Source organism: Actinosynnema mirum DSM 43827 (assembly GCF_000023245.1).
GTDB lineage: Bacteria > Actinomycetota > Actinomycetes > Mycobacteriales > Pseudonocardiaceae > Actinosynnema > Actinosynnema mirum.
Genome location: NC_013093.1, coordinates 4,911,644 through 4,935,588, shown reverse-complemented (window position 1 = coordinate 4,935,588; position 23,945 = coordinate 4,911,644). Strand labels below are relative to the sequence as shown.

The 23,945-nt window shown below is 75.3% G+C and carries 18 protein-coding genes; 8 read left to right on the top strand and 10 right to left on the bottom strand.

All coding sequences use genetic code 11. The features are described 5' to 3' along the window. Positions 1-40: 40 nt before the first annotated feature. The 3 genes from AMIR_RS20880 to AMIR_RS20870 all read right to left on the bottom strand — a co-directional run bounded on the left by AMIR_RS20880 (position 41) and on the right by AMIR_RS20870 (position 2,810). Entirely contained in the window at positions 41-466 is a 426-nt protein-coding gene (locus tag AMIR_RS20880; RefSeq protein WP_015802934.1) for a Fur family transcriptional regulator, read from the bottom strand. A 143-nt stretch (positions 467-609) separates the two neighbouring features. Next, positions 610-2,226, bottom strand: coding sequence for a methyl-accepting chemotaxis protein (locus AMIR_RS20875; protein WP_015802933.1), 1,617 nt, complete (start codon positions 2,224-2,226; stop codon positions 610-612). A 107-nt stretch (positions 2,227-2,333) separates the two neighbouring features. Further along, positions 2,334-2,810, bottom strand: coding sequence for a MarR family winged helix-turn-helix transcriptional regulator (locus tag AMIR_RS20870; protein ID WP_015802932.1), 477 nt, complete (start codon positions 2,808-2,810; stop codon positions 2,334-2,336). 97 nt (positions 2,811-2,907) lie between these two features. Between AMIR_RS20870 and AMIR_RS20865 the strand changes: the two genes are divergently transcribed. Beyond that, on the top strand, positions 2,908-3,753 hold the full coding sequence (locus tag AMIR_RS20865; protein WP_015802931.1) for an alpha/beta fold hydrolase: 846 nt from the start codon (positions 2,908-2,910) through the stop codon (positions 3,751-3,753). A gap of 63 nt (positions 3,754-3,816) precedes the next feature. Here the strand turns inward: AMIR_RS20865 and AMIR_RS20860 are convergent, their stop codons facing one another. Continuing rightward, positions 3,817-4,710 (bottom strand): helix-turn-helix transcriptional regulator, encoded by an 894-nt coding sequence (locus tag AMIR_RS20860; protein WP_049797166.1) that lies wholly within the window; start codon positions 4,708-4,710, stop codon positions 3,817-3,819. Between the two features lie 193 nt (positions 4,711-4,903). Between AMIR_RS20860 and AMIR_RS20855 the strand changes: the two genes are divergently transcribed. The 3 genes from AMIR_RS20855 to lnt all read left to right on the top strand — a co-directional run bounded on the left by AMIR_RS20855 (position 4,904) and on the right by lnt (position 9,253). Beyond that, complete coding sequence (locus AMIR_RS20855; RefSeq protein ID WP_015802929.1) at positions 4,904-5,842, top strand: SDR family oxidoreductase; 939 nt, start codon at positions 4,904-4,906, stop codon at positions 5,840-5,842. 134 nt (positions 5,843-5,976) lie between these two features. Next, a complete protein-coding gene (locus AMIR_RS20850; protein ID WP_143760828.1) occupies positions 5,977-7,602 on the top strand; it encodes an asparagine synthase-related protein in 1,626 nt (541 codons plus the stop codon). A gap of 94 nt (positions 7,603-7,696) precedes the next feature. Further along, a complete protein-coding gene (lnt, locus tag AMIR_RS20845; RefSeq protein WP_015802927.1) occupies positions 7,697-9,253 on the top strand; it encodes an apolipoprotein N-acyltransferase in 1,557 nt (518 codons plus the stop codon). A gap of 71 nt (positions 9,254-9,324) precedes the next feature. Here lnt and AMIR_RS41185 read toward each other — a convergent pair whose 3' ends face one another. Further along, positions 9,325-10,935 carry a methyl-accepting chemotaxis protein gene (locus tag AMIR_RS41185; RefSeq protein ID WP_015802926.1) on the bottom strand — a complete coding sequence of 537 codons (1,611 nt, stop codon included), beginning with the start codon at positions 10,933-10,935 and terminating at the stop codon, positions 9,325-9,327. A 366-nt stretch (positions 10,936-11,301) separates the two neighbouring features. Between AMIR_RS41185 and AMIR_RS20835 the strand changes: the two genes are divergently transcribed. Together AMIR_RS20835 and AMIR_RS35980 are read left to right on the top strand one after the other, a co-directional pair. After that, positions 11,302-12,951, top strand: a complete 1,650-nt coding sequence (locus AMIR_RS20835; protein ID WP_015802925.1) for a tetratricopeptide repeat protein — start codon at positions 11,302-11,304, stop codon at positions 12,949-12,951. A 28-nt stretch (positions 12,952-12,979) separates the two neighbouring features. Next, the gene (locus AMIR_RS35980) at positions 12,980-15,052 is read left to right on the top strand and encodes an ATP-binding protein (protein WP_015802924.1); all 2,073 of its coding nucleotides are present in this window, start codon (positions 12,980-12,982) and stop codon (positions 15,050-15,052) included. Positions 15,053-15,139: 87 nt separating this feature from the next. Here AMIR_RS35980 and map read toward each other — a convergent pair whose 3' ends face one another. The 3 genes from map to AMIR_RS20815 form a co-directional block, all read right to left on the bottom strand. Continuing rightward, the gene (gene map / locus AMIR_RS20825) at positions 15,140-15,919 is read right to left on the bottom strand and encodes a type I methionyl aminopeptidase (protein WP_015802923.1); all 780 of its coding nucleotides are present in this window, start codon (positions 15,917-15,919) and stop codon (positions 15,140-15,142) included. A 234-nt stretch (positions 15,920-16,153) separates the two neighbouring features. Further along, positions 16,154-17,101 carry an FAD-dependent oxidoreductase gene (locus AMIR_RS20820; protein ID WP_015802922.1) on the bottom strand — a complete coding sequence of 316 codons (948 nt, stop codon included), beginning with the start codon at positions 17,099-17,101 and terminating at the stop codon, positions 16,154-16,156. A gap of 67 nt (positions 17,102-17,168) precedes the next feature. Beyond that, complete coding sequence (locus tag AMIR_RS20815) at positions 17,169-17,669, bottom strand: MarR family winged helix-turn-helix transcriptional regulator (protein WP_015802921.1); 501 nt, start codon at positions 17,667-17,669, stop codon at positions 17,169-17,171. A gap of 141 nt (positions 17,670-17,810) precedes the next feature. Between AMIR_RS20815 and AMIR_RS20810 the strand changes: the two genes are divergently transcribed. Together AMIR_RS20810 and AMIR_RS42110 are read left to right on the top strand one after the other, a co-directional pair. After that, complete coding sequence (locus tag AMIR_RS20810; protein WP_015802920.1) at positions 17,811-18,755, top strand: NADP-dependent oxidoreductase; 945 nt, start codon at positions 17,811-17,813, stop codon at positions 18,753-18,755. Between the two features lie 264 nt (positions 18,756-19,019). After that, positions 19,020-20,246, top strand: coding sequence for a pectate lyase (locus AMIR_RS42110; RefSeq protein WP_240438596.1), 1,227 nt, complete (start codon positions 19,020-19,022; stop codon positions 20,244-20,246). A 62-nt stretch (positions 20,247-20,308) separates the two neighbouring features. On the opposite strand, the gene AMIR_RS20800 is transcribed toward AMIR_RS42110, so the two are convergent. Continuing rightward, a complete protein-coding gene (locus AMIR_RS20800; protein WP_143760825.1) occupies positions 20,309-21,886 on the bottom strand; it encodes a hypothetical protein in 1,578 nt (525 codons plus the stop codon). Positions 21,887-22,113: 227 nt separating this feature from the next. Further along, entirely contained in the window at positions 22,114-23,736 is a 1,623-nt protein-coding gene (locus AMIR_RS20795) for a hypothetical protein (RefSeq protein WP_015802917.1), read from the bottom strand. Positions 23,737-23,945 lie beyond the last annotated feature (209 nt).

Sequence of the window (23,945 nt, the reverse complement as noted above, 5' to 3'; positions counted from 1 at the left end):
GTGCGGTGTTCGTGCGGTGTTGTGGTGGGGCGGCGGTGGCTCAGCGCGTGGAGGCGCAGTCGGGGCACAGGCCCCGGTAGACCACCTCGGCCTCGTCGATGACGAAGCCGTGGGAGTTCGAGGCGGTGAGGCAGGGGGCCTGGCCGACCGCGCAGTCGACGTCGGCTATGGCCCCGCAGGCCCGGCACACGACGTGGTGGTGGTTGTCGCCGACCCGCGCCTCGTACCGCGCGACCGAGCCGGGCGGCTCGATGCGGCGCAGCAGGCCCGCGCCGGTGAGCGCGCGCAGCACGTCGTACACGGCCTGGTGCGACACGGCGCCGAGCGCGCCCCGGACCACGCCGATGATCGAGTCGGTGTCGGCGTGGGGGTGGGCGTGCACCGCGGACAGCACGGCGATCCTCGGCGCGGTGACCCGCAGCGAGGCGTCGCGGAGCAGCTGCTGGAACTCGGCGGACGTGGGCACGCAGGGGAGTGTGGCGGATAGAGTGGAGCTAATCAAGTATTGGACTATTTACGCTGTTCGGGGGTTGCCAACGCCGAGGTCCCACGGCCGCGCTCGGCGTCGTGGGACCTCGGGGTGCGGGCCGCCGCTCGCGGCGGGGGCGCTCAGACGGTGAAGCCCGAGATCAGCCGCTGCAGCTCGGCGGAGGATCGCGACAGCGAGTCGGCGGTGTCGCGGGTGGTGGTGGCGCCCGCGCTGGTCTCGCCCGCGGCCTGGGCGACGGTCGCGATGGAGTGCGCGATGGAGTTCGCGCCGTCGGCGGTCTCGGCGACGTTGCGGCTCAGCTCGCCCGTGGTCGCGGTCTGCTCCTCGATCGCCGAGGCGATGGTGAGCTGGGTGGCGCTGATGTCGGAGACGACGGTCTGGATCTTCGCGATGGCGGCGACCGCCTCGGTGCTGCCCACCCGGATCGCCTCGATCTGCCGGGCGATCTCCTCGGTGGCCGTCGACGTCTGCAGCGCCAGCTCCTTCACCTCGCCCGCGACGACCGCGAAGCCCCGGCCCGCGGCGCCCGCCCTGGCGGCCTCGATGGTGGCGTTGAGGGCGAGCAGGTTGGTCTGCTGGGCGATGGCGTTGATCAGCTTCACCACCGAGCCGACCTCCGCCGACGACTCGCCCAGGCGCGTCATGGTCGCGTCGGCCTCGGCGGCGGTGCGCACGCCCCCCTCGGCGATCTGGGTGGCCCTGGTGGCGCTGCTGGAGATCTCCGCGACGGCGGCGTTCATCTCCTCCGCGGCGGCGGCCATCGTGGTGACGATCGCCGACACCTCCCCGGCGCTGGTGCTGACCGTGCCCGCGCGGTCGCTCGTGGACCTGGCGCCGTGCTCCAGCTGCACGCTGACCGCGCTCAGCTCCTCGGCCGCGCCCGCCACGTCCCGCGAGGTGGCGGTGACCTCGCGGACCAGGCCGCGCACCCGCTCCAGGAGCCGGTTGAAGCCCTCGGCGGCCAGCGCGATCTCGTCGCGGCCCGACCCGTCCGCGCCCCTGGTCAGGTCGAGGGTGTCCGCGACGCCGACGAGGTCGTCGCGCAGGGAGTTCAGCGGGCCGGTGATCGAGCGGACCAGGAGCGCGGCGAGGGCGGCGCCCAGCAGCAGCGCGGCGGCGCCGCTGGCGATCAGCAGGGTGGTGGCGCTGCCCGCCTCGGCGTTCGCCTGGGCGACGGCCTCGTCGCTGCGCGCCAGGATGGACCCCACGATCTGGTCGATGCCGCCCGTGATGCGGGTGAAGATGGCGATCTCGTCGACCAGCACCAGCCGGTCGGCTGCGGCGGTGGACTCGGCGGTGCCCGCCCGGTAGTTCGCGACCACCTGCTGGTCCAGCCTCATGAACTCGGCGAAGTCCGCGACGATCGCCGCGTAGTGCTCGCGCTCGGCGCCCTCCAGCGCGAGCGCGCCGAGCGCGTCGAGCTCGGTGGCGAAGTCCCGCGAGGAGTCGAGGAAGGCCGCGCGCGCGGTGGAGCTGTCCGAGCCCGCGCTCGCGCCGTTGAGCGCCACGTCGAACGCGTAGGCGGTCTGCCAGCCGTTGAAGTCGGCGGAGCGGAACTTCACCTGCTGGGCGACCCTGGTGGCGTCCTGGTCGGCGTCGACGACGGCCAGCGCCCGCAACTGGTTCGACAGCCCCACCACGCCGAGGGCGATCGCGGCCACCAGGAGCGCCATCAGGACGGCCATGACGGAGACCAGTCGGGTGCCGATCCTGAGCGTGCGCAGTGTCGCGAGCATGGCTGACCTCTGACGTCGTCTGGCTGCGGTGGCGGGCGTCGTGCACCCGAGCAGACGGCACGGACCGGGGAGACCTGAGGACGTCCGCGCGGCCCCCGCGGCGGGGCCTAGAGCTCCCCGAGGTCCCGGCTGATCCACCCCGGCGTGTCGAACCGGATCGGCAGCACGCCGACCAGGGCGTCCAGCTGGGCCTCGAAGCGCTCCAGCTCCGCCTCGCCCAGCTGCTCCGCCCAGCGCGCCCGCAGCTCGTCGAACACCGCCTCGCCCTGGGTCAGCACCTCGAACCCGAGCGGCGTCACGCGCAGGCGCTTGCGGCGGGCGTCGCGCGGGTCGGCCTCGCTGGTCACCCAGCCGCGCTCCTGCAGGACGGCGATCGTGCGGGCCGCCGACTGCTTGGTCACCGACAGCCGCCTGCCCAGCTCCGACGCGCTCTCCGCGCCCGCCGCGACGGCCCGCATCGCGAAGTCGTGGACCGGGCGCACGTCGTCGTAGCCGCGCCTGGCCAGTTCGGCGATCGCGGCGTCGGTGAGCGTGCGGAAACCGCCCAGCAGGGCCAGGGCCAGGTCTGCGCCGGAGCGTGGCATGGCGGGAGCGTACGGCACCCGCCTGGACAAAAGACAGTCTGGGTGTCTATCGTTGCGCCGCAATCGACAACTTGACTGTCTATTTGGGGGTTCCACGATGATCGAGCACCACGAGGCGCAGGTCAACGGCACGACGCTGCACTACGTCCGCGCCGGGGACAGCGGCTCGCCGATCCTGCTGGTGCACGGGTTCCCGGAGACCTGGTGGGCGTTCCACCGCCTCATCCCGCTGCTCGCCGCCCGGCGCCGGGTGTTCGCCGTCGACCTGCGCGGGTTCGGCGACTCCGCCGTCGCGGGGGCCGACTTCGACGCGGCGGTCGCGGCGGAGGACCTGCACGCGCTGATCGAGCACCTCGGGGTCGGGGCGGTGCACGTGCTCGGGCAGGACCTGGGCGGCGGGGCGGTGTTCCGGCTGGCGGCGCTGCACCCGCGGGACGTGCTCGGGGTGATCGCGGTCGAGACCGCGCTGGCCGGGTTCGGGTTCGAGCTGCTGACCGACGTGGCGCGCGGCGGGGCCTGGCACATCGGGGTGGTCGCGGCGGAGGGGGTGCCGGAGCTGCTGCTGCGCGGGCGGGAGCGGGAGTTCCTGCGGTACGCGTTCGGCGGGATGGCGGCGGCTCCGGAAGCGATCACCGAGGCGGACCTGGCGGAGTTCGCGCGCACGTACGCCCGGCCCGGCGGGTGGTCGGGGGCGGCCGGGCTGTACCGGGCGGCGCTGCGCGAGGGGGAGGAGCTGCGGGCGCTGGCCGAGGAGCCGGGGGTGCGGGTCCCGGTGCTCGCGGTCGGGGCCGGGACCGGCGGGTTCACGGCGGACACCATGACGCGGGCGGTGGGGGACGTCGTGGACGTGCGGGTGGACGGGGTGGGGCACTGGGTGGCGCTGGAGGCGCCGGAGCGGCTGGCGGAGGTGGTGCTGGGGTTCACCGGCGGCGGGGAGGGCTGAGGCCGGGGGAGCGCTCGTGCGGGGTGACGGCCGGCGCCCCGCGCGAGCGCCACCCCGCATCCGCTACGCGTCCACCGCGTCCGTCCTCGCCGCCGCCGTCACCACCGGGTCGACCGCCCTCGTCGGGTCGACCGGGTCCACCGCCGCCAGCAGCCGCAGCTTCTCGTGCGTCTCGCTCCCCGGCACCGCCGTGTACACCAGCAGCAGGTGCGACTGCACCGGGTCCACCAGGGTCTGGCACTCCAGGTCCAGCCTGCCCAGCGCGGGGTGGTCGAGGCGCTTGCCGCCGTCCGGCTTCAGGCCCACCTCGTGCGCCTCCCACAGCTCCCGGAACTCCGCGCTGCGCTCCAGCAGCAGCCCCACCAGCCGCGCCGCCCTCGAGTCCGGGCCGCGCAACGTCGCCACCTCCCGCGAACCCGCCACGTACACCCGTGACAGGTAGTGGTGGTCCTCCGGCGCGTACAACCTCCGGTACCCGGGATCGGTGAACCACCGGTACCCCAGCGAGCGCGCCGGACCCGTGTACCGGGTCGTGTCACCGGTCAGGGCGACACCCATCGGGGTCTGCCGCAGCGTCTCGCCCAGTTCGGTGACGATCTCCGCCGGGGTGTCGCCCAACCGGTCGAACACCCGCAGCATCCCCGGACTGATGTGCTCCCCGGTGGCGCCCCGCGCGGGCGGGTGATGACCCGCCAGCCGGAACAGGTGGTCGCGCTCGGCGAGCGACAGGTGCAGCCCTTGCGCGATCGAGGCGAGCATCTGCTCGGACGGCTGAGGCCCGCGCTCGCGCTCCAACCGCGAGTAGTAGTCCGCGGACATGTGGCACAGCATCGCCACCTCCTCCCGCCGCAACCCGCTCGTCCTGCGCCGCGCCCCGCGCGCGAGCCCGACGTCCTCGGGCTGGAGCGACTCCCTGCGCCGCCGCAGGAACTCGGCCAACCCGGCCCGGTCGATCACCACGCGCGTCCTCCCCGTTCCCGCCGTCACCCGTTCTTACCGCCTCACCCCACCGCCGAGCCACGGATCGCCGATCCCCCTCTCCCAGCCGGGGATCGCCGATCCGAGGCCCACCGCGCCGTTGCCCGCCTCCGGGAACCGGCCGAACCTCGGTGGCACCGCAGGTCCCGACGAGCACCCGGAGTTGAGCCCAGTGCCGAACGCCATCGACCTCACCCTCCCCGACCTCACCGGACGGCGCGCCCTCGTCACCGGGGCGAGCGACGGCGTCGGCCTGGGCATCGCCGCCAGGCTCGCGGCGGCGGGCGCCGAGGTGCTGCTGCCCGTCCGCAACCAGCGCAAGGGCGAGGCCGCGCTCGCCGAGATCCGCGAGCGGGCCCCCGGCGCCACCGCCTCCCTGCGCCCGCTCGACCTGTCCTCCCTGGACTCGGTCGCCGCGCTCGGCGAGGCGCTGCGCGCCGAGGGCAGGCCGATCCACCTCCTGGTCAACAACGCGGGCGTGATGACCCCACCCGAGCGGCAGACCACCGCCGACGGCTTCGAGCTCCAGCTCGGCACCAACCACCTGGGCCACTTCGCCCTGGTCGCCCACCTGATGCCGCTGCTCAGGGCCGGGCGGGCGCGGGTGACCACGCAGCTGAGCGTCGCGGCGAACCAGGGCGCGATCAACTGGGCCGACCTGAACTGGGAGCGCTCGTACAGCGGGCGGCGCGCCTACAGCCAGTCGAAGATCGCGGCAGGGCTGTTCGGCCTGGAGCTGGCCAGGCGCAGCCGCGCGGGCGGCTGGGGCGTGACCAGCACCCTGTCCCACCCCGGCATCGCACCCACGAGCCTGCTGGCCGCGCGCCCCGAACTGGGCCGGTCGGGCGACACGGCGGGCAGGCGCCTGATCCGCCTGCTGGCGTCCACCGGCCTGCTCGTCGGCACCCCGGACACGGCGGGCCTGCCCGCGCTCCTCGCCGCGACCACCCCGGACCCCGCGCCCTTCTACGGCCCCGGCGGCCCCGGCAACCTCGGCGGCCCACCCGTCGCGCAGGAGCTGTACTCGCGCCTGCGCGACAAGGACGACGAGGCCCGGCGGGTGTGGGAGGTGTCGGAGGAGCTGACTCGGGTGAGCTTCGCGCACGTGTGACGGACGCGTGGCGGGGCCGGCCGCCCAGGGCCGAGCAACCGCACCGCCTCACCCGGACGGGAGAGCTGAACGGGGGCACTCCGCGGGGCCCATCGTGGGCCGCCCGGTGGTGGGGGTGGGCAGGCTCGCGTTGGGTGGGGCGCACCGGCAAGCCGTCGGACGGGAGGTCGGGTGTGGGGAGCGCGTCCTGGTTCGTGGTCCTGCCCGACCTGGTGGGGGCCGGGCGGGTGCTGCGGCGGTTGCCGGGAGGCGCGGTGCTCGTCGCGCACCGGTCCGGGCGGCCCTGGGTCGTCGGGAGCGGGACCCCCGTGTCGCAGGAGGACGGGGTGGTGGTGATCGGGGGCGCCGGGACCGGTGGTGGCGCCGAAGTCGCCGTGCGACTCGGCCTGGACGTGCTCGCGGTTCCAGTCGGCCGGGGCTCCGCGCTCGACCGGGTCCGGGCGGGCAGCTGCCACCTCAGCGCCTCGGTCGACGGGGGCGTCCGGGTCCAGGGCACGGCGTCCGGTCTTCGGCGGGTGTTCCACGCGCGCGTCGACGGCGTCGACCTCGCCTGCGACCGGGCCGACGTGCTCGCCGCCGCCGCGTCCGCGCCCGTCGACGAGGACGTGCTCGCGGCCCTCCTGCTCGGCGACCGGCTCCCGCACCCGCTCGCCGACCTCACGCCCTGGCGCGGTGTCACGGCCGTTCCCGCGGGGAGCGCGCTCGAACTGCGCTCGGACGGCGGCACGCGCACCCGGCGGTGGTGGACGCCGCCCGAACCGGTCCTCGGCATCGAGGACGGGGCCGCGGGGCTGCGGCGAGCGCTGGAGGAGGCGGTGCGGCTGCGCGGGGACGCGGTCACCGCGGGACCGGGTGGGATCGGGGCGGCCGTGCTCGGGCTGCTCGCCGACCGGCGTGGCGCGCTCACCGCGACCGACGCCGCGACCGACGCCGCGACCGACGCCGCGACCGGCAAGGCGACGACCCGCGCCACCGACCTGCCCGCACCGCTGCCGTGCGCGCCACCGGGTCCACTGCCGCGCCTCTGCGGGCACGGCGCCGACGAGGTCGCCGGGGCGCCCGTCGAGTACCTGCACGACCTGGCCCGCCGCAACCCGCGCGCCGCCTGGCAGCACCTCGCCGCGCACCGAGCACGCCACCGGTGGGCGGTCGCGGACGTGCTGCGCGGGTTCGCCGACCGGCGGGACCACCGCGCCTGGCTGCTCGACCAGGCCCGCTCGCTGCACGACGACGCCGTCCCGCCACTCGGCTGGGGCGCCCCGCCCAGGCTGCCGCCGTGGGTGAGCGTCGAGGCCGCCGCCGGGGTCGCTGCGCTGCTGCGCGCCCACAGCGACGCCGCACCGCTCGCGCCCCAGCGAGGTCGGCACAGCCACCTCCACCGGGTCAGGGCCGTCGCGGCGTCCTGCCGGGTCGCGGCGCAGGTCGGCGGGGGCGAGTTCCCGTTCCTGGACGACCGGGTGGTCGAGGCCTGCCTCGCGGTCCGGGCCGAGCAGCGCGGGGCCCCGTGGACGCGCGCGCCGCTGCTCACCGCCGCCGTCCCGGACGTGGCGCAGCCGCGCGAGAACCGGACAGCCGCCCACCCAGGGGGGGACCGGCTCGACGAGCTGGTCGAGGACTCGCCCCTGACCGCCCTCGGCGTCGTCGACCCCGACGCCGTCCGCGCCCAGCTCGCCGTGCCCGAACCGCGCTGGGCGACCGCCCTCGCGCACACCCTCGCCGTCGCGGCCTGGCGACCGGGCGGAGCGCACGAGCGGCCATGACGGCGACCCGCCCCGGACCCCCGCCCCGGACCCCCGCTCCCGGCCGTCAACTAGCGTTCACGCCCGGACTGCGGTTCTCCTGGAGGTCGGTGCGGTGGTGGGTCCGGTGGTCGGGGCGGGTCGCGGGCGGCGGGAGCGGGTGGCGCGCTGGGTCGGGTGGCACGCGCTCGTCGCGGTGGCGGGTGGCGCGCTCTTCTTCGCGTTCCCCCCGCACGGCCTGTGGTGGACCGCGATCCCGGCGTTCGCCGCGCTCTGGACCGCCCTGCGCGGCGTCCGCGCCCGCCGCGCGTTCGGGCTCGGCCTCACCTTCGGCCTCGCCTTCTTCCTGCCGCACCTGCTGTGGCTCAACGACTTCCTCGGCCGCGAGTACGGCGTCGGCCCGTGGCTGCTGCTCTGCGCGGTCATGGGCCTGTACAGCGCCGCCGCCTGCGCGTTCGTGCCGCTGGTCTCCCGGCTGCCCGCCGCCCCGGTGTGGGGCGCGCTGCTGTTCGTGCTCCAGGAGACCCTGCGCGGACTGGCGCCGTTCAACGGGTTCCCGTGGGGCCGGGTGGCGTTCGGCCAGGTCGACGGGCCGTTCCTGGCGCTCGCCGCGCTCGGCGGGGCCCCGCTGGTGTCGGTCGCGGTCGTGGTCACCGGGTTCGGGCTGGCCTCGCTCGCCACCGCGCCCCGCAGGCTGGGGCACGCCTGGGTCGTCGTCCCGCTGGTCGCCGCGCTGGCGACCGCCCCGCTGGTGGGAACCGCCGCCCAGGAGGGCGAGCGCAAGATCGCGGTCATCCAGGGCAACGCCCCCGACATCGGCCTCGGCCTGCTCTACGCGCGCGACACCCTGCGCGCCAACCACCTCGGGGCCGCCGCCGAGCTGGCCGACCGCGTCCGCTCCGGCGAGCTGCCGGAACCGGACCTGGTGGTGTGGCCGGAGAGCTCGGTCAGCGTCGGCGCCGACGACCCTGGCGTCGACCTGGCGGTGCGCGAGCTGGGCGTGCCGAACCTGGTCGGCGCGGTGCGGCGGGTCGACGGGAAGCAGCAGAACGCGATCGTCGACTGGGACCCGGTCGACGGGCCCGGCGAGGTGTACGCCAAGCAGGAGCTGGTGCCGTTCGCCGAGCACATCCCGGTGCGCGACCTGGCCAGGATCATCACCCCGTTCGCCGACACCCCCGACATGGACGCGGGCGGCGAGCCCGGCCTGTTCGACGTCGCGGGCACCAGGATCGGGCTGGGCATCTGCTACGAGCTGGCCTACGACTACGTGCTGCGCGAGTCCGCCGCCCTGGGCGCGCAGCTGATCGTCGCCCCCACCAACAACGCCTGGTACGGGCCCGGCGAGATGACCTACCAGCAGCTCGGCATGGCCCGGCTGCGCGCGGTCGAGCACGGGCGGGCCGTGGTCGTCGCGGCGATCAGCGGGGTCAGCGCGGTGGTCCGGCCGGACGGGACCGTGGCCGAGTCGACCGGCATGTTCACCGAGGACCTGATGGTCGCGGACGTGCCGCTGCGCTCGTCGGTGACGGTCGCGACCCGGATCGGCGGGGTGCTCGGCGGGCTGTTCACGATCGCCGCGCTGGGCGCGATCGCGGCGGGCGCGTGGCTGTCGCGCCGCGAGCGCAAGGCGGCGGTCGAGCGCGTCGACGAGCCCGTCCCCACCCCCTGAAACGGGCGGTTCCCGCCCCCTCGTGAGGGGGCGGGAACCGTTGTGGGGGATGGAGGAGAGGGTTCAGGGGGTCAGACGCGGAAGCGCTCCACCGCCGCGCGCAGGTCGCGGGCCGAGGTGTCGAGCGACTGCGCGGCCGAGGTGACCTCCGCGAGCTGCGCGGTGGTCCGCTCCGTCGCCTGCGCCACGCCCGACGCGTTCGCCGCGATCTCGCCGGACCCGGTCGCCGCGCCCGACACGTTGCGCGCCATCTCGGCCGTGGTCGCGGTCTGCTCCTCGACCGCCGCCGCGATGGTGTTCTGGAACGAGCTGATCTGGCCGATGATCGTGGAGATCTCCGCGATCGCCAGCACCGCCGCGTCCGTGTCCGACTGGATCACCGCGACCTTGCCCACGATGTCCTCGGTCGCCTTCGCGGTCTCCTGCGCCAGCTCCTTGACCTCGTTCGCGACCACCGCGAACCCCTTGCCGGACTCGCCCGCCCGCGCCGCCTCGATCGTGGCGTTCAGCGCGAGCAGGTTGGTCTGCTCGGCGATCGAGGTGATCGCGCCGACCACCGAGGCGATCTCGGTCGACGACGCGCCGAGGCGGGACACGATCGTGGTGGTGGACTCGGCGGTGGACACGGCCTGCGCGGCCACGCGGGCCGCCTCGGCGGCGTTGTGGGCGATCTCCTGGATGGACTGGCCCATCTCGGCGCTGCCGGTGGCCACGGTGCGCACGTTGCCCGAGATGTCCTCGGCCGCGGCCGACACCCGGCCCGCCTGCGCGGCGGTGTCCTGGTTGTTCTGGGACAGGGTGCGCGCGGTGCCCGCGAGGCCGCCCGCGAGCGAGGTCAGCGAGGTCGCCCCGTCCGACAGCGCGGTCACGGCGGCGCGGGTGTTGTCGACGGCCTCGGCGAGCGCCCGGTCGGCCTCGGCGACCTCGTCGCCGCCCTCCGGGGTCGGGGTGGCGGTCAGGTCGCCCTCGGCGACGCGGCGCAGCGCGCCGACCGTGCGGCCCAGCGGGGCGGTGATGCTGCGGGTGACCGCGAACGCCAGCAGCGCGGCCAGCGCGATGGCCGCGACCAGCGCGACCACGACCCAGGTGACCAGGGTCGACGCGGCGGCCTCCGCGGCGGCCTGGTCGGTGGCCAGGCGCTCGGTCAGCTGCCCGATCAGCGCGTTCGTGTCCTCGACGATCGTGAAGTAGATCTCGTAGCCGGGGCCCAGGACGATCGCGTCGCCCTCGTCCACCGCGCCCCGCGCGTACGCGGCGACGGCCTGGTCGTCGGCGGTGAAGTACTTCTTCCAGGAGTCGGAGATCCTGGTGAAGATCGTGCGCTCGGCGTCGGTGAGCCGGTCGGTGGGCACGGAGGCGAGCACGTCGGCCAGCTTGGCCTTGTCGGCCAGGAACCCCGCGCGGTTGGCGCTGCCAGGGGCCACGGCCTCGGCCGGGGTGAGCCTGCGCGCGTCCCAGGCGTAGGCGACCTGCCAGCCGCTGATGTCGGCGTCGTAGAACTTGATCAGATCGGCGGCGCGCACCAGGTCGCGGACCTGCCGCTCCAGCGCGGCCGACGCCTGCTGGTCGCCGACCCCCAGCACGGCGGCCACCGAGGCGCCGCTCAGCACGACGGTGACGGCGGTGAACGCGACGCCGAGGCGGGAGCCGATGCGCAGGCGGCGGAGCTGACCGGAGAACATCCGACCTCCAGGGGCGGTGCGCCGCAGGACGCGGCGGGGCACCGGCTGTAACGGCAGGCGGCGGGGCGGGCTGACGGGTTTTCCAGCCGGGTGGTTCACCTGCGCGGGCGACCGTGGCGGGGGTGGGGCGTGCGGTGGGGCCACCCGTGCGGAGGGCGTTGTGCGGGGGCAACGTCGATGCGGTGCGCGGGCGCAACGGTCGTGGAACCGGTGCGCTGGAGCGGTTCCGGTCGTGCCAACGGGTTCCCACGGGGTCCGTCCTCAAAGGCCGTTGCGCCCGCGCGACGTTCCGGCGTTGCGCCGACACGCCCTCGGGTCCTTGCCACCACCCGCTGCGAAGCAGAATGATCGCCCCCGAGGGGGTGCATCACCATCGGTCCACTACCGCCGAGGGCGCGCGCGGCGCTGGCCCTGCTGGCGCTGCACACCGACGTCCGGCGGGGCGTCGACCGGGTCGCGGCCTCGGGGTCCGGCGGGCTGTTCGTGCTCGGCTGGGACGACACCGTCGCCGAGGTCTGCTCCGGCGGCTACCCGCTGCGCGGCGTCACCGCCACCCCCGAGAACCTGGCCCAGACCGCCAAGATGGACCTCGCCGTGGTGCTCGGCGGCGACGGCCTCGCCGAGATCGTCCGCGCCCACGCCGCGCTCCACCCCCGCTCGAACCACGTCCAGCCCGGCCACGGCGCCCGGCACGCCACCGCCGCGAACACCGCGCGCGACGTCGCCGTCCCGGTGGTCGCGGTCAGCGAGGAGACCGGCGTCGCGACCCTCTACGCGGGCGAGCACCGGGTCGTGCTCACCGAGCCGAGCGCGCTGCTGAGCAAGACCGCCGTCCACGTGCTGCTGCTCGACTCGCGCGTCGGCGACCTGCGCGACCCCGCGCTCGACCCGGCCCGCGCCGACGGGCTGCGCGCCGAGGCGGGCGCCCTGCTGGACGAGCTGGACCTGCTGCTGCTGGAGCTGGGGGAGCACGGCGCGGTCGCGGCCGAGCTGGTCGCCGGGTACCGCAGGGAGCTGGCCGCCGGTCCCGACGAGGGGCGCGCGTCCGCGCCCGGTGACGCCGACGAGTGGTGGGACCACGCGCTCGCGCACGTGGCCGCGCTGCTCTCCGGGACGCCCGGTCCGACCCCGGCCGACCCGACCCTGCCCGAGCTGCGCTTCCGCGACGAGGGGCACGCGCTGGCCTGGTTGGACAAGCGCTGGGCCGCGCTGCTCCGCGCCACCCGGCGGGCGCTGGACGGCGGCGACCACCGCACCGCGCTGCGCAGGCTCACCCTGGCCCTGGACTACTGCTACCGCCGCAAGCCGTGGCGGGACTGGATCGAACCGGCCACCGGCGCCGCGCTCATCGCCAGGAGGGTCGGCGACCGGGCCGCCGAGGCCGCCCTGCTGTCCACCCTCGGCCTGGCGCACCGCGAGCGGCGCGACCACGACGTCGCCGTCGCACTGCTGTCCCTGGCCGACCGGGCGTGGGACGAGCTCGGCGACCCGCGCGGCCGGGCCGTCGCGCTCAACCGGCTCGCCTACGCCCACGCCGAAGCAGGCGCCACCGACCTGGCACTGGGCCTGGCCGGGCAGGCGCTCGACCTCGCGGCGGGTGCCGGTGACCCGAGGTTGGAGGGCGTGGTGCTCAACAACCTGTGCGGCGCGCACCGCAGGGCGGGCGACCTGGTCGCGGCGCTGGCGCACGGCGACCGGGCCGCCGAGGCGTTCCGGCGCGCCGGGCACCACCAGGGCCTCGCCTGGGCCGAGGTGATGCGCGGCAACGTCCACCACGACGCCGGGCGCCACCTGGCCGCCCTGGACTGCTACCGCGCCGCGCTCGCCGTCCGGGACGCGGCCGACGACCGGTACGGGGTCGCGGTGTGCCACCACGACCTGGCCAGGGCGCTGCTCGCGTCCGGCGACCGGGCGGGCGCGCAGGAGCACCTGGACCTGGCGCTGGCGCACTTCGACGCCATCGGCGACCCGCGCGCGGGGGACGTGCGGGAGCTGCTGCGCGAGGCCGCGGGCTGAGCGGCGGAGGGGGAGCGGTGGGGGAGCGGTGAAGGACATCAGGAACGTGGTCAGCGGCGCGGCGCACGTCGTCGTGCAGGCCGGGAACATCGAGTTCGGGCTGCCCGCCCCGCGTCCGCCCATGCAGCTGCCCGGCTGGCAGGGCGCGCTGTTCAACCAGCGGCAGGCCCAGGCGGCGCTGTCCGGGGCGTTACCCGAGGGCGGGGCGGGGCTGCTGTGCGTGTCCGGGCAGCCGGGTGTCGGCAAGTCCGCGCTGGTCGTGCACTGGGCGCGGCGCAACCTGGCGCACTTCCCCGACGGCGTCCTGTACGCGGACCTGCGCGGCCACAACCCGGCCACCACGCCCGCCGAACCCGGCGAGGTGCTCGACCCGTTCCTGCACGCCCTGGGCGTCCCCGGCCTCGGCGGCGTCGAGGACCGGGCCGCCCAGTACCGCAGCGCGCTCAGCGGCAAGCGGGTGCTGGTCGTGCTCGACGACGCCACCAGCGCCGAGCAGGTCCGGCCGCTGCTGCCGGGCGGGCGCTCGGTCGTGGTGGTGACCAGCCGGTCGCGGCTGCGCGGCCTGGTCGTGCGCGACGGCGCCGTCGACGTCCCCCTCGGCCCGCTCTCGCTCGCCGAGGCGGTGGCGCTGATCGTGGAGCGCAGCGACGGCGTGGGCGTGGCCGACGACCCGGCGACCGAGGTGCTGGCCCGGCGCTGCGGCTGCCTGCCGCTGCTGCTGCTCATCGCGGCCCAGCGGATCGACGGCTTCACCTTCTCCACGGCCGCCGAGCTGGCCGGGGAGCTTGCCGAGAAGGCGGTGTTCGCGGTGCTCAGGGACGATGGGGACGTGGTCGGCGTGTCCTACCGCAGGCTCGCGCCCGAGCAGGCGCGGGTGTTCCGGCTGCTCGGGCTGCTTCCCGGCGCCACCGCGACCCCGGAGGCGGTCGTCGCGCTGACCGGGCTTCCGCTCGGGGCCGTGCGGGAGGCGCTCGGGGCGCTGTGCCTGGCGAACCTGCTGGAAGTCGTCGTGGCCGGGCAGCGGTTCCAGCTGGTCAGCCCGCTGCGCGAGTACGCGGCCGAGCGCGCCGACGAGGAGGAGGACGCGCAGGAGCGGTTCGAGGCGGTGTCGCGGGTGCTCGGGTGGCACCTCGCGAGCGCGCTGGCCGCAGACCGGGCGCTGGGAGCCGCGCGGGCAGGTGTCATCTTTTCGGGGTCCGGTCGACCGTTCGCGGATGCGGGCGAGGCGGGCAGGTGGCTCGCCTCCGAGCGGGTCAACCTGGTGGCGTGCGCGCGGCGGGCCGCCGAGCTGGGTGAGCACGGGGTGGCGTGGCGGTTGGCGGTCGCGCTGTTCGAGCACTGCTACCGGGTGAAGGCGTGGGACGACTGGATCACCGTGCACGAGATCGGGCTGGCGTCGGCGCGGGCTTCCGGTGAGGCCGTCGCGGTGGCGCTGGTGCTTGGCGGGCTCGGGGTGGCATTCCGGGAGCGGCGCGAGCACGGGCGCGCGGAAGAGTGCTTCCGGGAGGCGCTGGAGATCCACGAGGGCGTGCGGGACGAGCGCGGCATCGGGTGGGTCGCGATCCGGTACGCGCAGCTGTGCCGTGAGCTGGGGCGCGGTGGTGAGGCGGTGGCGCTGGCGTTTCGGGCGCTCGACGTGGCCGAGCACGGGGGGGACCGGCAGAGGGCCGGGGAGGCGCGCAACAGCTTGAGCGGGCTGCACCGGGAAGCCGGGCGGACGGCCGAGGCGCTGGCTCGCGCGCAGGAGGCGCTCGTGGACTTCACCGCCGCGGGGTCGGCGCGGAGCGTGGCGTGGGCGCGGCTCAGCGCGGCGAACGCGCTGCGGGACGCGGGGCGGTTCGCCGAGGCGGTGGAGCTGTACGCGCTGGTGCGCGAGGCGCGGCGGGCGCCGGGGGAGGAGTACGGGCTGGCGCTGGTGCTCGCGGAGTTGGGGTACGCGCGATGCCTGTCCGGTGACGTGGCGGTCGGGCTGGCGGAGCTGCGGGAGGGCTTGGCGCTGCTCCCCGAGGCGGACGCCGTCCGCGAGCGGGTCCTCGGCTGGATCGAGCGCTTCACCGCCCCCGACGAGGCCGACCCGACCGGTGACCGGCCTGGCCCGTGACCGACCCGGCCCGTGACCGACCCGACCCGTGACCGACCTGGCCCGTGACCGACGGGCGCCCCCACGACCGGGGCGCCCGTTCGGGCGTCAGTGCTGCTCGCCCTCACGCCGGGTGAGCACCACGGGCCCGTCCTCGGTGATCGCGACGGTGTGCTCGGAGTGGGCCGTGCGGGAGCCGTCCGCCGAGCGGATGGTCCAGCCGTCCTCGTCGTAGACGATCCGGTCCGTCGTGCGCGCCAGCCACGGCTCCAGGGCCAGCGTCAGACCGGGCCGCAGCTTCAGCCCACGGCCGCCCTTGCCCTTGTTGGGCACGTGCAGGTCCTCGTGCATGGTCCGCCCGATGCCGTGGCCGCCGAACTCGGTGTTCACCTTGTACCCGAACTCCGCCGCCACCGCGCCGATCGCGGCCGAGATGTCGCCCAGCCGGTTGCCGGGGCGCGCCGCGTCGATCCCGGCCTCCAGGGCGACCTCGGTGGCGCGGATGATCCGCTGGTCCTGCTCGTCCGGGGTGCCGACGATGACCGTGCGCGCCGAGTCCGCGACCCAGCCGTCGATGCTGACGGCGATGTCGGCGCTGAGCACGTCGCCGTCGCGCAGGGCGTAGTCGTGCGGCAGGCCGTGCAGGACGGCGTCGTTGACGGACAGGCAGATGACGTTGCGGAACGGCCCCTCGCCGAAGGAGGGCGCGTAGTCCCAGTAGCAGGACTCGGCCCCGCGCTGCTTGATCAGGCCGCGCACGTGGTGCTCGATGTCCATCAGGTTGACGCCGACGTCGGCCAGGTTCCCCACCTCGGTGAGCACCTCGGCGACGAACCGCCCGGTCACGTGCATGCGGTCGATCTCCGCAGTCGTCTTCAGCTCGATCACTTGATACCCTCGCGTCGTGTCAATGCCGGTATTTCTATACCGGCACTTTAACACGGGTGCGGTATAGAAATACCAACCGGCGGGACGGGGGCGCGCCGCCGGGCTCGCCCCACCCGGACCGGTCGGCGCGGCCCTCGGCACCTGGCACGGCCTGCCGCCCTCGGTGCTGCCGTTCGCCTGCCTGCTGCCGCCGCGCGCCCTGCGGTTCTCGCCGCTGCGCGCCGAGACCACCCCCTAGACCCCCAACCCCCCGATCACCCGCACCACCTCGGCCGCCTCGCCCCAGGACAGCGTGAACCCCGCCCCGCCGTGCCCGTAGCACGCCACCACCGGCAGTCCCCGCCCCGGCACGACCTCCAGCCGCACCCGTGGCCGCGCCGGGCGCAGGCCCACCGCGCGCGACACCACCGGGCACCCGGCCAGCTCCGGCGCCAGCGCGGTCGCCCTGCGCAGGATCGCCGCCTCGACCTCAGGGTCCGGCTCGGTGCCCCACTCGCCCACGTCGCCGGTCCCGCCGCACACCACGTCCCCGTCGCGCGGCACCACGTACGTCAGCCCACCGGGGTTGTCGTCGTCGGTCACCCAGCGGGTCAGGCCGGGGTTGGCCAGGCGCACCACCTGGCCCCGGATCGGGTGAACCTCCGCATCGCCCAGCAGCGCCCCCGAGCCCAGCCCGGCCGCGACCACCACCGCGTCGAACCCCGCGCCCACGTCCTCCGGCTCGACCAGCTCGGCCGTGCGGAACACCACGCCCCGCCGCTCCACCCGCGCCCGCAACCAGCCCAGGTACACGTCCGTCACCGCCACCGGCAGGGTCACCACGACCCCCCGCGCGCCCTCCGGCACCTCCGTCGCGTCCGCCTCCCGCCACGCGGGCACGGCCGCCGTCCACGACCGGTCGGGGTCGGGCCTGCGGGACAGGACGGTGCCGGTGCGCAGCCGCACGCCCGTCGCCGGGTCCGCCGCCAGCGCGGCCAGCCGCTCGCCGGTCGCCCTCCCGGACTCCAGCACCCGCTCGGAGCTGCCCACGGCGTGCGGGAACCAGATCGCGGCGGCCACCGACGACACCGACCCCGCGTGGTCCGCCCCGGCCACCACCTCGACCCCGTGCCCGGCCGCCGACAGCTCGTGCGCCACCGTCAGCCCGACCACCCCGGCGCCGATCACGGCGATTCGCCCCATGCCCGGCGACCCTACCCGCGCGCCACCGCGGACCAGCCGCCCCGCGCGGACCGGCCGCCCAGCGCCGTCAGGCAGGCGGTTCCCCCGGCAGGTGGTTCACGCACACCGGCCGCAGCTCGCGCAGGATTGCGTACGCCAGCGTCGCCAGGTCGTCCACCTGGTCCCCCGCGAGGTGGTCGAACAGGTTGGCGCGCAGCGCCGTCGCGTAACCGGGCGCGCACTCGGCGACCTTGCGCTCGCCCTCCCCGGTCAGCCTGGCCTGGGTGTACCGGCCGTCCGCCGGGTCGGGGTTGCGGGTGATCCAGCCGCGCTTCTCCAGCCGCGCCACGATCCGCGACAGGTGCGAGGCGGTGACGCCCGCGCTGTCGGCGAGCTGGCTCATGTGCAGCACCTTCTCGGTGCTGGTGGAGAGCCACCACAGGACCTGGTACTCGCTGTGGCTGATCCCGGCGTCCCGCTGCAGGTGCGCGTCGAGCGCCGCCGGGAGCCAGGTGGTCACGCCCAGCAGCAGCGCCCACGCGCGCTGCTCGGCCACGTCCAGCGGCTTCGGGGCTTCCTCGCTCGGCACGACCGAACCCTATCAAGCCATCATTTGACATGGAAAGTGATTGGGGTATCGTCACTTTCCGCGGAAAGAGTTTCCGTGGAAAGTGACCGCCTGCCGGGGTGGTCGAGCGGCCCACCGGGGCCGGGAACCGAGGAGAGAGCCATGCGCGCAGCGCGCTACCACGAGTACGGCCCCGCCGACGTCCTCACCGTGGACGACGACGTCGTCGAGCCGCACGCCGGACCGGGCGAGGTCCGGATCGCCGTGGGCGCGGCCAGCGTCAACCCGGTCGACTGGAAGGTCCGCGCCGGCTACCTGCGCAAGCTCTTCGACCTGCCCGTCGAGCAGCAGCCGCCCGGCATCGCGGCCTTCGCCATCGACCTGCCCGCCATCCCCGGCCGGGACGCCGCGGGCGTCGTGGACGAGGTCGGCGAGGGCGTCACCGGCGTCGCGGTCGGCGACCTCGTCTTCGGCCTCGGCGGCCTCGGCGGCGCCACCGCCGAGCACGCCGTGCTGTCCGCCTGGGCGCGCGTGCCGTCCACCTGGACCGTCGAGCAGGCCGCCGCCGCGGGCCTGGCCGTGGTCACCGCCGGGGGAGCGCTCGACGCGCTCGGCGACGTCAAGGGCCGCACCGTCCTGGTCGAGGGCGCGGCAGGCGGGGTCGGCAGCGCCGCCGTGCGGCTCGCCGTCGCGCGCGGCGCTGCCGTCATCGGCACCGCCGGCGAGCGCAACCACGCCTACCTCGCCGAGCTGGGCGCGACGCCCACCACCTACGGCGAGGGCCTGGCCGAGCGGGTCGCGGCGCTCGGCGGCGCCGACCTCGTCGTCGACGCGGCGGGCTCCGGCTCGCTCGCCGACCTCGTGGCCATCGCGGGCGGCCCCGACGCGGTCGTCACCGTCGCCGACCAGGTGAACGCGCCCGCGCTGGGCGTGCGCTCCCTCGGCGCCGAGAACAACCCGGCGCTGCTGGCCGAGGCCGCCGAGCTGGGCGAGCGCGGCGGGTACGCGCCGCACGTGTCGCGCGTGTTCGGGCTGGAGGAGGTCGCGCAGGCGCACGCCCACGTCGAGGAGGGCCACGTGCGCGGCAAGGTCGTCGTGCGGATCTGAGTTCCCCTAATGCGTTCACGGTGGTGAACAATGGTGTTCACCACCGTGAACGCGAGTGCGCCGAACGAGTTTCCATTGCCTCGCCGGAAAAGCTGCGCTACGGTCCCCATTACCGCGCTTCTCCGCTGTTTACGCAGTTCAGAGACGTGAACATGGGGTGCGGACAGCGTTTTTCCGGGTGCTCGCAAGGAGGCGTGCATGGGTTCGCGCAACCGATTAAACCTTTCTCCCCATTCGTGGAGAGTGCTCTCCGCGGTGGGTGCGGTGGGGGCTCTGGTGGTCGCGCTGGTGGCCTGGCCGAGCGCCCCGCCCGCGTCGGCCGCGGTGAGCGCTGGCACGTACGTGGTCACCAACGGCGGCAGCGGGCAGTGCCTCGACTCCGGCGGCGGCGCGAGCGGGTCGCAGCTGACGCAGGCGTCGTGCGGCGGCTCCGCCGGCCAGCGGTGGACCCTCGCGGCGGTCAGCGGCGGCTTCCGGATCACCTCGGCGGCGGGCCTGTGCGCCGGGGTGCGGGACGACTCCACGTCGGCGGGCAAGGTCGTGGAGCAGGTCGCGTGCGGCAGCACCGGCAGCCAGACCTGGACCCTCGTGGAGAGCGGCGGCAACCACCGGGTGGTCAACGCCAACGGCGGGAAGTGCTTGAACACCAAGGACAACTCGACCGCGTCGGGCGCCCCGGTGCAGACCAACTCGTGCGACAGCGCGGCCACCAAGCAGTGGTCGTTCACCACCTCGGGCGGCGGCACCCCGACCACCACCACGACCACCGGCGGCGGCGGCCCCACGACCACCACCACCCCGCCGCCCGGCGGCGGCGTCGGCGACGGCCCGTGGCCGGGCGACACCGGCAGCGTGCACCAGACCACCACGAAGAACGCGGGCACCTTCTTCGACGGCGGCCTCAAGCGCTACTACGGCATCGGCGACGGCGGCCAGGGCGAGAGCCAGGACCCGATGTTCGTCGTCGCCAACGGCGGCACGATCCAGAACGTCATCATCGACGCGCCCGCCGGTGACGGCATCCACTGCGAGGGCTCCTGCACGATCCGCAACGTGTGGTGGAACGACGTCGGCGAGGACGCGGCCACGTTCAAGTCCGCCAGCTCCTCGGCGACCTACCTGGTGGACGGCGGCGGCGCGAAGTCCGGGACCGACAAGGTGTTCCAGCACAACGGGGCCGGGACGCTGACCATCCGCAACTTCCAGGTGCACAGCTCCGGCAAGCTCTACCGGGCCTGCGGGAACTGCTCCACCTCGTACCAGCGGCACGTGGTGCTGGACGGGGTCACCGCGCGCTCGACCAAGGTCCTGGTGGGGATCAACACCAACTGGGGCGACACGGCCCGGTTCTCGCGGGTCACGGTCTACGGGAGCACGACGGTGTGCGAGAAGTACCAGGGCGTGCCGAAGGGCAGCGAGCCCAAGAAGATCGGCGAGGGGGCGGACGGCAAGAACTGCCTGTACCAGCCCTCGGACATCACCCAGCGGTAGCCGACGGACCGGGGGCCGGGGGCCGGGGGCGACGTCGGCCCCCCGGTCCCCGGCCCCCGCCGTCACGCGGCGGCGCGCACGGCGGCCTCGGCGACGGTGGTGGCGACCTGGCACACGTCGACGTCGAACCGGCCCTGCCGGACCTGCACGCCCGCCACGCCCCGCTCCAACCGCACGAGCACCGCGCACGCCGTTCCCTCGCGCGGGTTCATCGCCACCCGGTGCGCCTCCCGGCCCGCGACCTGCACCTTCGTCGTGCGGTCGGGGGCGGTCCGGCTCAGCGCGAACCCGTCCGGCGCGGCCCAGAACACCTCGGCCGTGAACAGCCCGGAGCCCTTGCCCTCGTTGTGGTTGGTGTAGACGCACGAGGTCGCGAAGCCCTCGTCCGGCAGCCGCAGGGTCGGCACGACGTCCCTGGGGTGCCTGACCTGCTCGGGGAACGCCGCCCAGCCCAGCGCGCACGGGTCGAACGGCGCGCCGACGGCCGCCGCGTCCGGTGGCACGGGGTGCGCGCCCAGGACCACCGGGGCCGTGGCCACCCGCTTCGCGGGCGGCGGCTCCTCGCCCATCGCCGCCAGGACCTTCCCGGTGCTCTCGTCCAAGCCGGAGCAGCTCAGCGACTTCACCTGCACGGTCTGGAGCTGGAGGTAGCGCAGCACCAGCTCGCTGCTCTCGTTCACCAGCGGCAGCCCCGCCTGCCAGGCGAACTCGTTGCGGCACCCGGTCGCCAGCTTCTCCTTGACCACGTCACGGCCGCCCATGACGACCACCTCGGCGTTGTCCGGCCGGTTGCCGACGGGGTCGCCGCCGATCAGGAAGCTCACCTCGATCCGCTGGCCGCCACCGCGCCCGACCTCGACCACGCACGTGTTCGTGCCCAGCGGCTTGTCGATCCGCGCGCCGGGGGAGTCCAGCAGCGCCGAGGCGGGCACGCACGGGTCCAGGGTCGCCAGCGCCAGCTCGGGCGAGCTCCGCCCCTCGCCCGCCACGGGCAGGTCGGACCACAGCGCGGCGGTCGACTCCAGGTAGCTCCGCCCGGCCCCGCACAGGTCGACCCCCGGCGTGCCGCCGCCGTGCATCCCGAACTCGACCAGCGGGGTCACCAGCCCGCGCGAGGACTCGGGCAGGCCCAGCTCCTCGTCGACGTCCAGGTAGAACGAGCACTTCGTGTCCTTGGCCACCAGCGCGGTCCGCCCGGCGACCTGCTCCGGCGCGCCCCGCGCCCGGCCGTTGGCGGCGTTGGCGGCCAGCGTCAGCTGCACCTCGTACTTCAGCTCGCCCGCGCCCTCGCCGACCGCGACCACCGCCCGGCAGGTGCCGAGCGCCGTCGCGGGCAGCACGAGCTCGGTCCGGGAGCCGGGGAACGCCTTCGCCATCGCGGGCTCGTCGTAGAGCAGCCCGCAGGCGTCGACGGCGCGCAGGTGGGCGTAGGCCACGGCGAGCGGCCGGTCCTCCTCCTCGACCTGCTCCACGATCGCGGTCCCGCCCGCGCCGACGCGCTGGTCGGGCGGCACGGGCACAGCCCTGGAGCCCACCACGCTCGTGCAGGCGGCGATGGGCAGCAGCAGCGCCGCCGCGACCAGCGCGCCCGGCCTCCCGCGCGACCGACGACGTGCTTCTGTCCCTCGTGCGACGATCAAGTCGACCCCCCGGTCGGAGCTGTGCCGTGAACCCTGGCGGCGCTCCCGTGACCGGGCCCGCGCCGCGCACGAAGCTAGCAACGCGGGCCGCCCGGCGCGGGTGTTTCGCCCGAGTCCGCCGGAACCGGTCACGATCCGTCCTCAGTGGACGCCCCCCGCCCCTGCGCGCCTCCCGCAGCGTCCGGCGCGGCCGTCCGCCGGGGGAGCGGCGCGTCACCGCACGCGGGTCAACCAGCGGTCTTGACGATCTCCGCGGCGACCGCCGCGCTCACCGCGCACGGGTCCACCGGGAACTTGTCCTGCCACAGCTCGACCCTGGCCGTGCCGCTGCCCAGCGCCACGACCGTCTCGCACGTCGGCTTCCCGCCCCGCTTGGTCGAGGCCAGGCTCGTGCCCGCCCTTCCCGCCAGGTCCACCCGCTGAACCCCCGGCTTGGCCGCCTCCGCCGCCAGGTCGAACGCGCCGGGCGCCCACCACTGCACGATCGCGCTGAACACGGCGGGCCTGGCTCCGGAGCCCGGTTCGCCGGGGGTGATCGAGATCGAGTCGCTGTTGGAGTAGTCGCAGCCGGTGGCGAAGGTGCGATTCGGGCGCAGCGGCAGCGGCTTGGTCCGCTGCGGGTGCCTGACCTGAGCGGGGAACGCGTCCCAGCCCTTGCCGCCGATGTCGCACGGGTCGAAAGGCGCGCCCACGTCCTTCGCCGCGGGTGCGGCGGCCAGGTCGCCCAGCCGCACCCGCGCGCCCGCCGGGTTCGGGTCCACCTCCCCGGACGGCGGGACGATCCTCGGCAGCAGCTTCTCGGCGATCGGCTTCGCCTCGGCGCACAGCGCGCCGACGGTGAGGTGGACCACCTGCATGGACGGGGTGCCCGCGAGGGGGGAGGTGCTGTCGTCCACGAACGCGCCCTCGGGCTGCCAGGCCGCCGCGTACCTGCACTTGCCCCGGTACTCGTCGATGCCGACCCGGATGCCCGCGACGTCCACCGGGTCGTCCTGGCTGCCCAGCTTGACCCTGGGGTCCTTGCCCACTCCGAAGGCGACGTCGACGGTGGGCTTGTCCTTGCTGCCGGGAATCAGCTCGCACCCGGCCATGGCGCCTGCCCTGGGGCGCAGCGTGCCGCCGGGATCGCCCTCCAGGGCGATGGCCGCCAGCGCGCACGGGTCCTCGGTGGCCAGTTCCAGCGCGGGGGTGGTGCGCCCGCCGCCGATCAGCGGGAGGTCCTGCCACAGCGCGGCCGTGGCGGTCAGGTACTTCCTGGCGGTCTCGCAGGCGAGCTGGTTCGCGCCCAGCTCGAAGCTGAGCACCGTGAGGTCCAGGACGGCCGCGTCCCGCTCGTCCCCGACCAGGCCGAGCCGGTCGTCCACGTCGATCTCCATCGAGCAGCTGCCCCTGTCCTTCCGCGCGTCGCCCTCCCCGAGCCGGGTGGACACCGGCAGGCCGTTGATCGTCTCGGCCGTCCGGTCGTCGTCCGGGTGCTTGGGGCCCAGCGCCAGCCACAGGTCGAACCCGCCGCGCTTCTCGGCGCCCACGGCGACCTTCAGCTTGCAGCCCGCCAGATCGAACAGGTCGGGCATCAGCGAGGACGGGGTGTCCTGGCCGAACAGGGTGGTCACGGCGGTCTCGTCGTAGAGCAGGCCGCACACGTCGATGTTGCGCAGCTTGGTCAGCGCGGCGGAGAGCCGCGTGTCGATCGAGGCGATGGCGGGCTGCGCGGGCAGGACCTTCAGCGCGCTGTCCACGGCGGGCGCCTCGGCGGCGGGCACGGCCCGCGAGTCCACGACGGTGGTGCAGGCGGACAGGAGCGTCAGCGCCGTGGCCGCGAAGGCGGCTCGGCGCACGGCGGACGGCATGGTGGTACGTACCCCCTGGTCGGCTCGGGTGAGCGGACCAGCGGTCCGCCCCGGTGGGCGGCCCTCCCCGGCCGCCGCACCCGGCGGCGACGCCGGATGGCCCGCACACCCTGCTGCTCGCCCCGGAGCGAAGTCAACCCAAAAGGGTGACAGGACCACGCAGAGTGGTCCTGCCACCCTTTTAGGAGCGGTCGAGCCTCGTGCCCGCG